Below are 13,909 nucleotides of genomic sequence, written 5' to 3'. Positions count from 1 at the left end.
GTAGCGGTCGCAGAGGTCGCGACCGGTGGCGAGCTGGTCGTCGACGGAGTCTCCTGCGCCGGCTATGCCCTTGAACACGTTTTCGCTGTTGCGGCCGTAGAGGTAGGCCTCGAAGTGCACGCCGGGGATGACGAGGTGGAGGTATTCGGGCGCGTAGGGCATGGGGGCATGTTACCGAAATCCTGTGTCCCTAACCGCCTTTGTCTCCCCAGAGGTACCAGGTGTTGGACGTCAGGGACTTCACCACCGTCGGCGCCTCGGTGCCGCCGTGCGCGGCCGCGGTGCTGAAGGGGGTGAAGCTGCCCGGGGCGAGGGTGGTGGAGCGCGCGCCGACGAGCGTCTGGTCCTTCTTGAAGTAGAGGTAGTTGACTCCGTTGACGCCCACGGTCAGATTGCCGTCGATCACGTCGTAGCCGGGGTCGAAGAAGACCTGCGGTGCGGAGACGGTGACGAAGTCGGTGGTGTAGTTCACCATGATCACGTTGTGGCCGCTGGCGTTGACCGACGAGTAGAGGATCCCGTACTGGCCGCGGCCGGCGTCCCAGAAGGCCTCCGGCGCCCAGCTGTGGGTGACCATGTCGTGCAGCTTGAGGCGGTGGTAGCCGGTGAAGGTGCGCAGGTCGGCCGAGTTCCAGACGTGGATGTACTGGCTGTTGTAGCTCCAGTCGGTGCCCTTGAGGTCGGTGGCGAGCACCACGAAGGTGCCGTCCTGCTTGCGCAGGATGAACGGATCGCGCAGACCGCCGGCGCCTTCGGTGGGCGTGACCACGGGGTTGTTCTGGTTCAGCGGCATCCAGCGCAGCCCGTCCGTGCTGACGGCCAGGTGGAGGCCGTAGTCGGTGCCGAGGCCGAGGCTGGTCGACTCGGTGAAGTAGGCCATCACATACGCCGAGTCCGCCGCGTGGGCGGCCGAGGTGCCGAGGGTCAGGGCCAGGGGGACGGAGGCTGCCGCGCCGAGGACGAGACGGCGGGACGGGTTGGGGGTCATGTGCTCTCCACGGGGTGCGGGGGCCGTTGGGCGCATGGAGGAGTGAGGGAGGCGTCCGAAGTGTCGGTATATCGAACGCAGTTCGGTGAACCGATCAGAAGGTAGGGGCCCGAGGGGAACAGGTCAATCACTGGGACACGCTTGGCGGTTTTCCGCCTTCAACCTGTACGTGGCCCGAGGGAAAATCCGGCGATCTGCTCAGCGCACCGGGCTAGTCTCGGCGGCCGTGAACAGGAGACGGCAGAAGAAACTGACGAAGCGGCTCGTCGCGGCGGCGATGTTCGGCGAAGGCCGGGATGTCGACGCGCTGCTGCGTGCCGGCGCCGATCCGGGAAAGGCCGACACCGACGGCCGCACTCCGCTGTACGCGGCCTGTGTCCAAGGCGCCGCGGACACCGCCCGCCGCCTGCTCGGGGCCGGCGCGCCGCCCGACGCGGAGAGCGGCGGCCTCGGCTCGGAGGGCACCCCCCTGTGCGCGGCCGCCTGTTGGGGCTACACCGAGACGGTCCGCACCCTGCTCGACCACGGCGCCGACCCCGACCTCCGGGAGGACCACGGCACCGGGTTGACTCCACTGGAGTGGGCGACCGCGGGACCGCACCCGGAGACGGTCGCCGTGCTGCGCGCCGCGGGAGCCCGCTGAGGAGGTCGACGAGGTGTCGGGGGCGGGGCGAACCGGCGGCCGGGGCGACGATATTTCGGGGGCGGGGGAACCGGCGGCCGGGGCCCGGAATCAGCGTGCCGGGCTCGGCCGGGGCTCGACGTCCGCGATCAGCCGGTCGATCAGCGCGATCAGTACGTCCCGGCACGACTCCCGCTCCCGCGCGTCGCACAGCAGCACCGGAACGTCCGCCGGCAGCGCCAGCGACTCCCTGATCTCCTCCGCCGGGTAAGGGTGCAGTCCGTGGAAGCCGTTGACCCCGACCACGAACGGGATGCTCCGGCGCTCGAAGAAGTCGATCGCGGCGAAGCTGGACTCCGGCCTGCGCACGTCGACCAGGACCACCGCGCCCAGGGCACCGATGGCCAGGTCGTTCCACATGAACCAGAACCGCTGCTGCCCCGGGGTGCCGAAGAGATACAGCACCAGGTCGTCGGCGATGGTGATCCGGCCGAAGTCGAGGGCCACGGTGGTGGACCGTTTCTCCTCGATGCCCTTCAGGTCGTCGATGTCCAGCCCGGCGACGGTCAGCGGCTCCTCCGTGCGCAGCGGCGCGATCTCACTGACCGAGCCGACCATGGTGGTCTTGCCGACGCCGAAGCCGCCCGCGATGAGGATCTTCACCGTGTCGGGCGCCGCGACCGTCCCGTCGGTGGGATCAGATCCGGCCAAGGCCGTCCCTCACTTTCTGCAGCAGGTCCAGGTCCAGGTCCCCGGTGGCGGTGACGGGACGCGGCGGCCGGGCCGTGATCAGGCCCGCCTCCAGCAGATCGCAGAGCATGATGACGACCACGCTCACCGGCAGGTCCAGACGGGCCGCGAGCTCCGCCACGGCGACCGGCCGGGCGCACAGCCGCAGGATCCGGGCGTGCTCCGGCTGCGGCCGCGCGGCCCGCTCGGGCGGTGGGTCCACCGTGGTCACCGTCGTGATGAGTGTGAAGTCGGCGCGGCTGGGCCGGGTCCGCCCACCGGTCAGGGCGAAGGGCCGGACGAGCCGGCCCGCTTCGTCGCCTCCGCTCACCTCACCCGCCGTGGGTGCGCACGGCGGGACCGACACCGGTCCGCGGCGCCGCGCTGAGGTGCTCGCCGATCTTCTTCACCAGCATGTTCATCTGGTACGCCACCACGCCGACGTCCGCGTTCGAGCCGGCCAGCACGACGAGATGGGCCCCCGGGCCCGCCGAGGTGAGGATCAGGTAGCTCTTGGCCATCTCGATGAGCGCCTGGCGCACCGGGCCGCCGCGGAAGTCCATGCTGACGCCCTTGCTGAGGCTCATCAGGCCGGACGCGGTCGCCGCCAGCCGTTCGGCGTCCTCCCGTGTGAACCCGGTGGACTTGCTGACCACCAGCCCGTCCTCGGAGAGCACGACGGCCTGGTTCACGTCGGCGACCCGGTCCACGAGACCGGTGAGCAGCTGGTCGAGCTGGGTGTTGGTGGCGGGGGCGGAGTGTGTCATCGCGATGTCCTTCATGAGCGGTCGGCGGGCGGTGTGGTGGTCGGGGAGGTGCCCGCGGCGGTGACCGGCGGGCCGGGCGCCGACGGGGCCGACTCCTCGGGGCCGAACGGCGGCACGTCGTCGTCCTCGCGTGCCCGCAGCGTGCCGCGCTGGAAACCACCGAGGGAAGAGGCCGCGCGCTCCGCGGTGAAGTCGTCGGGGAAACCGTCTTCCTCGACGGCCCCGGGCTCCTCGCGCAACTCGGCGGCGAGGCTGGTCTGCGGCACCCGGCGGGGCAGCGGGGCGAGAGCGTGGGGGCGGGCGGACACCGCCGCACTCGACGACGTCACCGCAGCCACCCCCCGCATCCGACCACCCGCACGGTCCGCGGTGACCGGAGTGCTCGGCTCGTCTGTGGTGTTCGGGGTGTTCGGCGTGGGGGAGTCTGTGCCGGCCGGGGTGACTGGAGTGCCCGGCCCGGCCGTGGTCTTCGGCGTGGGGGCGTCTGCCCTGCCCGCGGTGACCGGTGAGTCCGGCCCGGGAGCGGACGCGTCGGGGGCGAGGGCCGACGAGGTGTCCGCGGGGGGCGGTGCGTCGGCTGCGGCGGTTGCCGTGCCGTCTGCCGCGGGCGACGCGTCGCCCGCGGAGGCCGCCGAGGCGGGCGTACCGTCGGCCGGGGCCGACGGGTCGTGCGCCGGGGTGGATCGGCGGCGTACCGGGAGGGGCGAGTTCCGTTCGGGGCCGGACCTGCTGTGTTCCGGGTCCGGGGTGGACGTGTCCCGGGCCGGGCCGGACGGCTCCCGTGCCGGGCCGGTGACGCGCCGCGCCGGGCCGGACGCCTCCCGTGCCGTGTCCGGTGTCTCCCGTGCCTTCCGCTGTTCGCCGAACGTCTCCCGTGCCGCGTCGGGCGCGGACTGCCCGGCCGGCGCGAGGTCCGCCTCCGGCGCGGGGGACACGACGGTCCCCGGCGCAGGCGAGACCCCGGCCTCCGGGGACTCGGAGGCCGGGGCCTCGCGGACCACGATGTCGTACGGAACGAGCACGATCGCGGTGGTGCCGCCGTACGGCGACGGACGCAGGGTCACGGTGATGCCGTGCCGGGTGGCCAGCCGGGCGATCACGAACATGCCCAGCCGCAGGTCGTCGGCGAGCGCCACCACGTCGAACTGCGGGGGCACCGCCAACTGCGCGTTGAACGAGGCGTAGTCCTCCTCGGACAGACCGAGGCCGCGGTCCTCGACCTCGATCGCCAGGCCCTTGGCCACCTGCGCCGCACGCACCCCGACCGGGTTCGGCGCCGGCGAGTAGGAGGTCGCGTTGTCGATGAGCTCGGCCAGCAGATGGATCACGTCCGCCACGGCGGGCGGGGCGATGGACACCTCCTCCTCGGTGTGCACCTCCACCCGCCGGTACTCGGCGACCTCCCCGACGGCGCTGCGCAGGATGTCGACCAGCGCGACCGGTTCCGACCAGCTGCGTCCGGGCCGGCCGCCGCTGATGATGACGAGGTTCTCCTCGTAGCGGCGCAACTGGCTCGCCGTGGAGTCCAGTTCGTACAGGCCCTGGAGCACCTCCGGGTCCTGGTGCTGCCGTTCCAGCGCGTCGAGCTTGCTGAGCTGGAGGTTGACCAGGTTCTGGCTCTGCCGGGCGATGCCCAGGATGACCTTCTGGAAACCGCGCCGGGTGTCGGCGAGTTCGACCGCGGTGTGCACGGCTGTGCGCTGCGCCGTGTTGAACGCCTGGGCCACCTGGCCGAGTTCGTCGCCGCCGTAGTCCAGCGGCGGGGTCGCCGAGTCCACGTCGACAGTCTCCCCCCGGTCCAGCCGGGCCACCACATCCGGGAGCCGTTCGTGCGCCAGGCTGAGCGTGGCCATCCGCAGCCCGCGCAGCCGCCGGGACAGCGAGCGGGTGATCCGCCAGGACACGCCGACGCACAGCAGCAGGGCGACAAGGCCGCCGGTACTCAGCGAGGCGGCCTTGATCAGCAGCCCGCGCGCCTCGTCCGCGCTGTTCCGGAGCAGCACCCCGGTCTGCTGCCGGATCAGTACCGAGTACTGCTCGGAGACCGCGATGAGCGCGGCGCGCCACTCCTTCTGCACGTCCGGCAGGACGATGTCGCCGTTCCCACGCTGCTTCGCCCGGGCCGCGAGCACCCTGTCCTCGACGGACTCCAGGGTCTGCCAGTCCCTGCTCTGCAGGATCCTTTCGGTCTGCGTCTTCGCCGAGCCGGTGAGCGAGGGGACGATCTGGTCCTCCACGAGCCAGCGGCGCGCGTTCACCGTCTGCGCGAACGCTGCCCACTCCTTCTCGTCCATCCGCCGCTTCGGCCCGGCCAGGGTGAGGTGCAGGTCCTCCTCGGAGACGAGTTCCGCCGCGTGCTCCAGGGCGACGAGCGGGCCGGCCTGCGAGGTGAGGTCGCCGTCGTCGACCTGGGACAGCTCCTGGAAGGCGTGGATCTGGTCGTCGATGATCGACGTGTACTGGTCCAGCGCCTGCGCCGGGGTGATGTTGGTGGGGTCGTCCACCTGGCCCCGGTAGTACTCCAGGCTGCTCACGGAGGCGACGACCGAGTACATCCGGTCCCGGACCCGGGCGGGCGCGCGCTGGATGTCGTCCGACCGGGCCACCAGCCTGGCGACCGCCGCGTCCGTCTTCTTGCGCTGTGCCTCCAGCGGGGCCCGGGAACCGGCGGGCGTGGCCAGCCACACGGCCGACAGGCTGCGCTCCTGCTGCAGCGCGAGCGTCGCCTCGGTGCCCAAGGCACCGGTCGCCCGGCTCAGTTCGGTCTGCTCGCGCAGCCGCAGCCCCTCCGAGAACATCTGGATCGTCGTCACACCCCACATCGCGGCGAGGGTGACGCTCGGCACCAGCGCCAGCAGGATCAGGGAGAGACGTATGGAGCCGAGACGGCGGCGCCGGGCACCTGTCCGTGGAGACATAGTCGTCCTAGGGGCGATCAGCGGGGCAAGCGGGGGAGGAGGATCGGGGATGGAGGCGAGGCCGGGGGGATGGGGGAGGCCGGGGATCGGGTACGGGGAGAACTGTCCGGTCAGCGGGTTCCGTTGGCGGCGAACCGGGCGACCGCGGCGACGTTGGTCTTCGTGACGAAGGCGGGGCCCGTCAGGACGGGGGCCACACCGCCGCCGCTGAGGTTGCCGTTGGTTCTGTAGAGCCAGAGCGCGTCCACGGCGAGGTAGCCCTGCAGATACGGCTGCTGGTCCACCGCGAACTGCACACTGCCGTCGCGGACGGCCCGGACCAGGTCCTTGTTGAGGTCGAAGGTGGCGACCTTGGCCTTGCTGCCCGCCTTCCCGGCCGCCTGTACCGCGGCGAGCGCGAACTGCGCGCCGTTGGTGACGACCTCGTCGATGTCGGGGTCCTGCTGGAGCGTCGCCGTCACGGCGGCGGTCGTCGCGTCCATGTCGGTCCCGTCGACGTAGAGCATCTTGGTCTCGCCGGCGAACGTCTTCTTCACGCCCGCGCAGCGCGCCTCCAGGGCGACGTTGCCCCGCTCGTGGATGACGCACAGCGCGTGCTTGGCGCCGAGGGCGTCGAGTTTGTCGCCGACGGCGCGGCCCGCGACGCTCTCGTCCTGGCCGAAGTACTCCAGGATTCCCGCGGACCGCCAGGCGTCGATACCGGAGTTGAGACCGACCACGGGTATGCCGGCCGCCCTGGCCTCGGCCACCGGGCTCTTCATCGCCTGCGGCTTGGCCAGGGTCACCGCGATGCCGTCGGCCTTGGCGCGGATCGCGTCCCGCACCAGCGCGGCCTGTCCGGCGGCGTCGGAGTCGCTCGCGTAGGTCAGGTCGACGCCGTCCTTGGCGGCCGCGGCCTCGGCGCCCCTGCGCACCAGCTCCCAGAAGGCGTCGCCCTTCGCGCCGTGGGTGACCAGGGTGACCTTGATCCGGTCACCCGACCGGCCCGCCGCGTCCGTGTCCGCGCCGGACGCCGTGGCGCCGGAGCAGCCGGCGAGGAGCAGACAGCAGGCCGCGGCCAGGGCGGTCAGGCGCGCGGATCTCAGGGAACCGGGGGAAGGGGGAGCGGGGAGGGGAGTGTTCATGGGGGGCTGCACCTCGGTGTGCGGCAGAGCAGGAGGACGGAGCGAGTGCCGCCGGAGCGAGGGGTGTGCACCGGCGAGAGGCTTTCGCTGGCTCGGAGCCAACCGTGTGTGACCGCCGGTAGTCAAGTGAACAACCACTTGGGGTGAGGTGCTGCTGCCGCATTGTGATGTGGGACGGGGCCGACCGGGCCGAAGAAGGGGATCGCCGCAGGTGAATTGAATGATCGTCAATCTCTTCGGGGGTGCAGACCACGATCGTCGACCTCTCCGGGCACGTCGCCCCCGATCGTGGACCTCTCCGGGCACGTCGCCCCCGATCGTCGGTCTCCCCGGAGCGCGCCGGCCGCCGTCCCGTACCGGCCGCGGATCAGGGCTTGCGCGCCACCGCCCCGTACATCGCGATGTCCTCGTCCCGCTCCACCACGGTGCCGGTCCCGTCGGGGTGCCACCGGTGGACCTGGACGATGCCCGGGTCGACGAGGTCGAGGCCGGTGAAGAACGCCGCCGCCTCCGCGTCGGTGCGCAGCCGCATCGGCATGCCGCGCGCCGCGTACTCCCGGGCCACCCGGCCGACCTCCTCCGGCGCGAAGTCGGCGGTGCCGATGGACATCGCCAGGTAGCTGCCCGAGGGCAGCGGGTCCAGGAGGCGGCGGACGATGCCGACGGCGTCGTGCTCGTCGAGCAGGAAGTGGACGATGGCGATCACGGTGAGCGCGACCGGACGGTCCAGGTCGAGCGTCGTACGGAACGCGGGGGCCGCCAGGATTCCCGCAGGATCCCGCATGTCCGCCTCCAGGTACGCCGTCCGGCCCTCGGGCGTGCCGGCCAGCCGGTCCCGGGAGAGGGCGAGGACGAGCGGGTCGTTGTCGACGTATACGACCCGGGAGTCGGGGGCCGCCGCCTGGGCGATCTCGTGGAGGTTGGGGGAGGTGGGGATGCCGCTGCCGATGTCGAGGAACTGGCGTATCCCCGCCTCCCGCGCGAGATGGCGCACCGCGCGGTGCATGAAGTCGCGGTTGGCCCGCATGTGCACCGGCAGGGCGGGCCACTCCCGGCACATCGCGTCCCCGGCCTCGCGATCCGCCGGGAAGTGGTCCTTGCCGCCGATGATGTAGTCGTAGATCCGTGCGGAGTGCGCCGTCTCGGTGTCGATGTCGAAGTCCATGCGGTTCAACCTTCCACCCGACGGCGGTGGTTGAAGCGCGAACCGGGAATTCCTCGGCACCGGTGCCCGCCGTCACCGGCTCAGGCCGGTTCCCCGGCCTCCGGCAACGGCATCGCCTTCTCCACCCGGGTCTCCTTGCGTCGCTGCCGCAGCCTCCGGCGCGGCTCCTGGTCGGGCAGCCAGCCGAAGGCCAGGCAGCTGCCCACGACCCCGAGGAGCAGGCCGATCATGAAGCCCCCGAGGTTCGAGGTGAGCCATGTGCCCAGGGAGAGCAGGACGCCGATGATCGAGTAGAACAGGCGCTGCGTCGGGTTGAACAGGATCAGCAGCCCGATCAGCAGCATCAGGGTCGGCAGGAGATAGCCCGCCAGACCCTGCATGCCGATGTGCAGGATCACCGGCAGCGGTGCCTTCATGGTCACCAGGATCCACGCGCCGCCCAGGGCGAGCATCAGCCCGCCCGGGAAGGGCCGGCGCCCCCGCCACTGCCGGAAGCGGTTCACTGCGGGCAGCCCTTGCTGCTGAACCTCATGTGCAGGTCCGGCAGCTTGAAGACGGCCGCGGTGGCGGCGTAGTTGTGCTGGTACAGGTCGGTGATGACGACCTTGTCCGCCTGCTGGCCGTAGACGCCCGGCAGGCCGCGGGTGTCCACCTTGTCGAAGGTGCTGGCGTCGCGGCCGATCTCGATGTTGTTGAAGGCCGCGTTGCCGGTGATCTCGTCGGAGTCGATGGCCAGGTTCTCCACGCCCACCTTCGTGCCCTTGTTGCCGGCCGTCAGGACGAGCTGGATGCCGCCGAGGTCGACGCTCTGGCACAGGTTGGTCAGCTTGCCGCTCTTCACCACCGAGGTGACGACCAGCACATCACCGCCGGTGTCGCCCTGGTTGGGGCTGTTCTCGATCATGTGGTCCAGCGTGCCGAACTGCGCGAAGCCGTCGCCTTCGAGCTTGTCGGCGGTGACCACGAACGGCATTCCGGAGATCGAGAACTGCACACCCAGCGCGCCCTGGGCGGTGAGGACCGCGAGGGTCGCGGCGGTGAGGGTCGCGGGCACCGCCATCACGGCGGCCCGGCGCAGCCGGACCCGGCCGCGTCTCTCTGCGGAACCGCTTTCCGGGTTTTCGGGGGTGTTCTCGGCGGACGGTGTGACGTCCGAGGACGAGGCCATGTCTGCTCCCATGGGCATAGTCATGCGGTTGGGCTTCGTGGCACGTTGTCCTGGCGCGGACAGCGGCTGTCGCGCACGCCTCCTCACAACTCCCGGATCTTGCAAGGGCTTGCTCGTTACGCGTCAGTAGCCAACGAGGAAGTTACCGATGGTTACAGCAAAGGGTCAAGGGAGATGTGGAAAAAGGGTGTTCGTCGTGTGCCGCCTGTGCCGCATATATCTGTCGGATCATCAACTTCCTTACAGCGCCTTGACGTTGAGTGAATCCGAGGTCTACAACTCTCGTGGCTCAGCCCGGATCCGTGGCGCCGGATCCGCAGCGCGGCGAACACGTCCGCGCGCTCCCGGACCCGGTCCGGCCGTCGGTGACCGACGGCCGGACCACCCGCCAGTACGGGACCACCGGCCCGGGCATCCAGCACGGGCCTTCACGCGCCCCGAGTCCGACCCCTCCAAGGCGCCGCCCACGGCCGCTTCCCCCCTGCCGGCCGTGTCCGACGCTCTTCCCGCTGCCGGTCCGTCACGTACGGAGAAGGCGTGACGGTCCGGTACCGGTGGACGCCGACTCGCGCCCCCCGACCCCCCACGAGCCATCAACTCCCCAGCTCTACCCCCCACTTGAGAAATGAGGCACCCGTATGCGCATCCGCTCTCTCCTCGCCGTCGCCGGTACCGCCGTCGCCCTCACCCTCCCGGCGGTCTCCCCGGCCTCCGCGGCCGACCCCGCGGTCCTGACCACGGCCAACGGCGACCTCGCCGTCGGGGACGAGGTCGTCGCGTCCCTGGCCGACGGCACGGCCGCCACGTTCTACTCCAGCGCCACCGGCACCAGCGGTGTCTCGTGCGCGTCGTCGAACTTCTCGGCGACCGTCACCGACAACCCCACCGCGCCCGGCACCGCCACCGAATCGCTCACGGCGCAGACCTTCACCAACTGCACCTCGAACGTTCTCGGTGTGCTCGGCGTCACCAGCATCACGGTCAACAACCTCCCGTACACGGCGGCCGTCTCCTCCGGCGGCGCCATCACCGTGTCGGCGCCCGCCGGCTCCAACATCCGCACGACGGTCGTCCTGCGCACCCTGCTGGGCAGCGTCAGCTGTGTCTACGAGGGTCCCAGCCTGAACGGCACCACGAGCAACACCGACAACAGCATTGCCTTCACCAACCAGCCGTTCACCAAGCTGTCCGGCTCGTCGCTGTGCTTCGCCAACGCCTACTTCACCGCCAAGTACGCCCCGGTGACGAGCGGTGGCGCGGCCGTCACCGTCAACTGATCACCGCACGGCAGGAGTTCAGCGCCGACGCAGGCGCAGGACCAGGGCGGCGCCGCCGGTGAGCACCAGCACCGCCGCGGCGCCGCCCGCCAGCATGGGCGCGGACGGCCCGGACGTCCCGGAAGCGGACGCCACCGGGCCGCTCGCGGGCGTGGCCGCGGCGGCCGAGCCGGGTGTCGTGGCAGCCGTCGGAGTCGCCGCGGCCGTGGTGGGCGTGGCCGAAACCGACGGGCCGGCGGACGGACGCCTCGGTGCCGCGGACGCCGCGGACGCGGACGGTGAGGGGGACTCAGCGGCCGCCACCTCCGGGAACACCACGTCCGAGCACGAGTAGTACGTGTCCGGCGTACTGCTGTTCTGCCAGATCGTGTACAGCACCTGACGTCCCGTCCGGTCCGCGGGCAGCTTCGCCGTGATGCGGTAGGCGCCGTCCGTCAGCGCCGGGTCCTTGATCTCGGCGAACGGCCGCTCGGGCAGATCGTCCCAGGTCAGCGGCTGCGAGGCAGTGTAGCCCTGCTTCGTCAGGTACAGCTTGAACGTGCCCGTGTGCGGGATCGTCGAGACGTACGTCATCCGCAGCGTCCCGCCCGGCGTCAGCCGGGTCGACGGCCAGTCGGCGCGGGCGAGGTCGAGGCCCCGGTAGTCGGGCAGACCACCGCTGCACAGCTGCCCGTCGGGGACGGTCTGCCGGTCGCGGCCGTTCACGTTCGCGACCCGCAGGTTGTCCCAGGCGGTGAACGGGCCGCCGTTGGCGGCGACAGCGGCCCGGCAGGCCGCCGAGTCCGACGGCGCGCCGCCGTCGGGGGAGCAGGCGTACACCCTGCTGACCGGGTCCGTGGGCGCGCCGTGCGCCTGTGCGGGGCCCGCGGCCCACAGCCCCAGCAGGAGCGGGCCCAGGGCGGCGGCCGCCAGGGCGGCGGTGCGGTGTGCGGTGGTGCGGGGCATCGGGGACGTCTCCTCGGCCGGCGCGGAACGGTCTGCCGTGCAGTACGGGCAAACAGCCCGGCGCGTTCAGTACGCCGACGCAGCGGACGTCACCCGAGTAAACCGGGGCATTCACCGTCGAGATGCCGTCGTCAAGGGTGGCTTTCCGGCCGGATCGAGGGTTTCCCCTGTATCCGAATGACAGTTCCTCTGCCTATCGTTCCTGCCACAGCTGACCCACAGGTAACCCCTCCGGGCTCGGCACCGCGCCTGGCCGGCCATCGCGTTGCTCCTCGATTCACCCCCCGCCGCTTCGACGACGAAGCGAATCGACCGCCGCTCCGCCCTGCCCGGAGCCGGCCACGAAAGGCACGCCCTTGCGCACCTCACCCGCCCTGAGACGGAAGCTGATATCCGTCGCCGCGGTCTCCGCGGCCCTTCTCACCGCCGCCTCCACCGCCTCGGCCGTCGCCGCCCCGGACAGCGACCCCCAGGCCGCCGCCGTCCCGGCCGCCCAGACCGAGGCCGCGCCCGGCGCCCCGGCCGAGCGCCTGATCGTCGGGTACAAGTCCGGCGCGGAAGAGGCGAAGTCGAACCCGGCCGCCGAGGCCGACGCCGCCGCCAAGGGCAAGGAGGCCGGCGAGGACGTCGACTTCCAGCGCCGTCTCGGCACCGGCGCCGCCCTGGTCGACCTGGGTGAGGACCTCACCCGCGCCGACGTCGCCGACGTCGTGGCCGAGTACCAGGCCGACCCGCAGGTCGCCTACGTCGTCCCGGACCGCCTGAACACGCCGAAGGCCGACCCGAACGACACCGAGTACAGCAAGCAGTGGGACCTGTTCGAGGCCACCGCCGGCATGAACGTGCCCGGCGCCTGGAACACCACCACCGGCACCGGTGTCACCGTCGCCGTCATCGACACCGGTTACGTCGCCCACTCCGACCTCGCCGCGAACATCGTCGGCGGCTACGACTTCATCGCCGACACCGCCGTCGCGGTGGACGGCAACGGCCGCGACAGCAACCCGGCCGACCCGGGCGACTGGTACAACGCCAACGAGTGCGGCTCCGGCATCCCGGCCTCCAACTCCTCCTGGCACGGCACCCACGTGGCCGGCACCATCGCCGCCGTCACGAACAACAGCAAGGGTGTCGCGGGCATCGCCTACGGCGCGAAGATCTCCCCGGTCCGCGTCCTCGGCAAGTGCGGCGGCTACGACTCCGACATCATCGACGCCATCACCTGGGCGTCCGGCGGCACCGTCTCCGGCGTGCCCGCAAACTCCAACGTCGCCAAGGTCATCAACATGAGCCTCGGCGGCGACGGCGCCTGCACCTCGGCGACCCAGAGCGCGATCAACGCGGCCGTGAACCGCGGCACCACGGTCGTCGTGGCCGCCGGCAACGAGAACGACAACGTGGCGAACCACTCGCCGGGCAACTGCAACAACGTCATCTCGGTCGCCGCGACCAACCGCTCCGGCGCGAAGGCGTCCTACTCCAACTACGGCTCCCTCGTGGACATCTCGGCGCCCGGCGGCCAGACCAGCACCGGCACCGCGAACGGCATCCTGTCCACGCTGAACTCCGGCACCAAGACGCCGTCCACCGAGAACTACGCCTACTACCAGGGCACCAGCATGGCCACCCCGCACATCGCGGGCCTGGTGGCGCTGATGAAGTCGGCGAACTCCTCGCTGACCCCGGCCCAGATCGAGTCGGCCATCAAGACCAACGCCCGTGCGCTGCCCGGCTCCTGCTCCGGCGGCTGCGGCGCGGGTCTGGCGGACGCGGCCAAGACGGTGCAGGCGGTGAGCGGCTCCGGCGGCTCCACGGGGGGCACCACCTTCTCCAACACCACCGCGGTCAGCATCCCGGACAACGGCTCGGCGATCGAGTCCTCCATCGCGGTCAGCGGCCGCAGCGGCAACGCCCCCTCGACCCTCCAGGTCGGCGTGGACATCACCCACACCTACCGCGGTGACCTGGTCATCGACCTCGTCGCCCCGGACGGCACGGCGTACCGCCTGAAGGCGTCCAGCACCTCCGACTCCGCGGACAACGTCGTGACCACCTACACGGTGAACGCCTCCAGCGAGGTCGCCAACGGCACCTGGAAGCTGCGCGTCCAGGACGTGGCCGCGCAGGACACGGGTCGGCTCAACAGCTGGAAGCTGACCTTCTGAGCGTCGTGACCCCCCGGTATGAACGGGCGGGCCGACCGGTG

12 protein-coding genes and 1 pseudogene are annotated in these 13,909 nt (G+C 71.3%); 3 read left to right on the top strand and 10 right to left on the bottom strand.

Annotation, left to right across the window (positions count from 1 at the left end; translation table 11 throughout):
• Window positions 1-202 precede the first annotated feature (202 nt).
• Window positions 203-988 (bottom strand): annotated as a pseudogene (locus IE263_RS24255) (glycoside hydrolase family 43 protein); the annotation flags it as partial.
• Between the two features lie 226 nt (window positions 989-1,214).
• Between IE263_RS24255 and IE263_RS24250 the strand changes: the two are divergent.
• Entirely contained in the window at window positions 1,215-1,631 is a 417-nt protein-coding gene (locus tag IE263_RS24250) for an ankyrin repeat domain-containing protein (RefSeq protein ID WP_189939843.1), read from the top strand.
• A gap of 90 nt (window positions 1,632-1,721) precedes the next feature.
• On the opposite strand, the gene IE263_RS24245 is transcribed toward IE263_RS24250, so the two are convergent.
• From IE263_RS24245 to IE263_RS24210, 8 genes are all read right to left on the bottom strand, one after another.
• Entirely contained in the window at window positions 1,722-2,321 is a 600-nt protein-coding gene (locus tag IE263_RS24245) for a GTP-binding protein (RefSeq protein ID WP_189939842.1), read from the bottom strand.
• Window positions 2,308-2,670 carry a DUF742 domain-containing protein gene (locus tag IE263_RS24240; RefSeq protein ID WP_189939841.1) on the bottom strand — a complete coding sequence of 121 codons (363 nt, stop codon included), beginning with the start codon at window positions 2,668-2,670 and terminating at the stop codon, window positions 2,308-2,310. Before IE263_RS24240 ends, IE263_RS24245 begins: the two co-directional genes overlap by 14 nt.
• Before the next feature lies 1 nt (window position 2,671).
• Window positions 2,672-3,106 (bottom strand): roadblock/LC7 domain-containing protein, encoded by a 435-nt coding sequence (locus IE263_RS24235; protein WP_189939840.1) that lies wholly within the window; start codon window positions 3,104-3,106, stop codon window positions 2,672-2,674.
• Between the two features lie 11 nt (window positions 3,107-3,117).
• Window positions 3,118-6,024 carry a sensor histidine kinase gene (locus IE263_RS24230; protein ID WP_189939839.1) on the bottom strand — a complete coding sequence of 969 codons (2,907 nt, stop codon included), beginning with the start codon at window positions 6,022-6,024 and terminating at the stop codon, window positions 3,118-3,120.
• Window positions 6,025-6,134: 110 nt separating this feature from the next.
• Window positions 6,135-7,148, bottom strand: coding sequence for a substrate-binding domain-containing protein (locus IE263_RS24225; protein ID WP_189939838.1), 1,014 nt, complete (start codon window positions 7,146-7,148; stop codon window positions 6,135-6,137).
• A 367-nt stretch (window positions 7,149-7,515) separates the two neighbouring features.
• Entirely contained in the window at window positions 7,516-8,313 is a 798-nt protein-coding gene (locus IE263_RS24220; RefSeq protein ID WP_189939837.1) for an SAM-dependent methyltransferase, read from the bottom strand.
• Window positions 8,314-8,393: 80 nt separating this feature from the next.
• Complete coding sequence (locus IE263_RS24215; protein ID WP_268256056.1) at window positions 8,394-8,816, bottom strand: DUF6114 domain-containing protein; 423 nt, start codon at window positions 8,814-8,816, stop codon at window positions 8,394-8,396.
• On the bottom strand, window positions 8,813-9,481 hold the full coding sequence (locus tag IE263_RS24210) for a DUF6230 family protein (protein WP_189939836.1): 669 nt from the start codon (window positions 9,479-9,481) through the stop codon (window positions 8,813-8,815). The genes IE263_RS24215 and IE263_RS24210 overlap by 4 nt, the downstream gene beginning before the upstream one ends.
• Before the next feature lie 638 nt (window positions 9,482-10,119).
• On the opposite strand from IE263_RS24210, the gene IE263_RS24205 reads away from it, so the two are divergent.
• Window positions 10,120-10,758: a Tat pathway signal sequence domain protein gene (locus IE263_RS24205; RefSeq protein WP_189939835.1), complete on the top strand. Its 639-nt coding sequence runs from the start codon at window positions 10,120-10,122 to the stop codon at window positions 10,756-10,758.
• Window positions 10,759-10,776: 18 nt separating this feature from the next.
• Here IE263_RS24205 and IE263_RS24200 read toward each other — a convergent pair whose 3' ends face one another.
• A complete protein-coding gene (locus IE263_RS24200) occupies window positions 10,777-11,703 on the bottom strand; it encodes a lytic polysaccharide monooxygenase (protein WP_189939834.1) in 927 nt (308 codons plus the stop codon).
• Between the two features lie 356 nt (window positions 11,704-12,059).
• On the opposite strand from IE263_RS24200, the gene IE263_RS24195 reads away from it, so the two are divergent.
• Window positions 12,060-13,868, top strand: a complete 1,809-nt coding sequence (locus IE263_RS24195; RefSeq protein ID WP_189939833.1) for a S8 family peptidase — start codon at window positions 12,060-12,062, stop codon at window positions 13,866-13,868.
• Window positions 13,869-13,909: the final 41 nt, after the last annotated feature.

Origin of the sequence: Streptomyces aurantiogriseus, from assembly GCF_014649375.1 — a bacterium.
Classification (GTDB): Bacteria; Actinomycetota; Actinomycetes; order Streptomycetales; family Streptomycetaceae; genus Streptomyces; species Streptomyces aurantiogriseus.
The sequence above is the reverse complement of the archived record's forward strand: the minus strand, read 5'-3'. Positions and strand labels throughout refer to the sequence as shown.

Excerpts from the sequence above, each read along its gene's own strand:
- IE263_RS24235 (WP_189939840.1), bottom strand. The coding sequence starts at position 3,106 with ATGACACACTCCGCCCCCGCCACCAACACCCAGCTCGACCAGCTGCTC.
- IE263_RS24230 (WP_189939839.1), bottom strand. The coding sequence starts at position 6,024 with ATGTCTCCACGGACAGGTGCCCGGCGCCGCCGTCTCGGCTCCATACGT.
- IE263_RS24225 (WP_189939838.1), bottom strand. The coding sequence starts at position 7,148 with ATGAACACTCCCCTCCCCGCTCCCCCTTCCCCCGGTTCCCTGAGATCC.
- IE263_RS24220 (WP_189939837.1), bottom strand. The coding sequence starts at position 8,313 with ATGGACTTCGACATCGACACCGAGACGGCGCACTCCGCACGGATCTAC.
- IE263_RS24210 (WP_189939836.1), bottom strand. The coding sequence starts at position 9,481 with ATGGCCTCGTCCTCGGACGTCACACCGTCCGCCGAGAACACCCCCGAA.
- IE263_RS24205 (WP_189939835.1), top strand. The coding sequence starts at position 10,120 with ATGCGCATCCGCTCTCTCCTCGCCGTCGCCGGTACCGCCGTCGCCCTC.
- IE263_RS24200 (WP_189939834.1), bottom strand. The coding sequence starts at position 11,703 with ATGCCCCGCACCACCGCACACCGCACCGCCGCCCTGGCGGCCGCCGCC.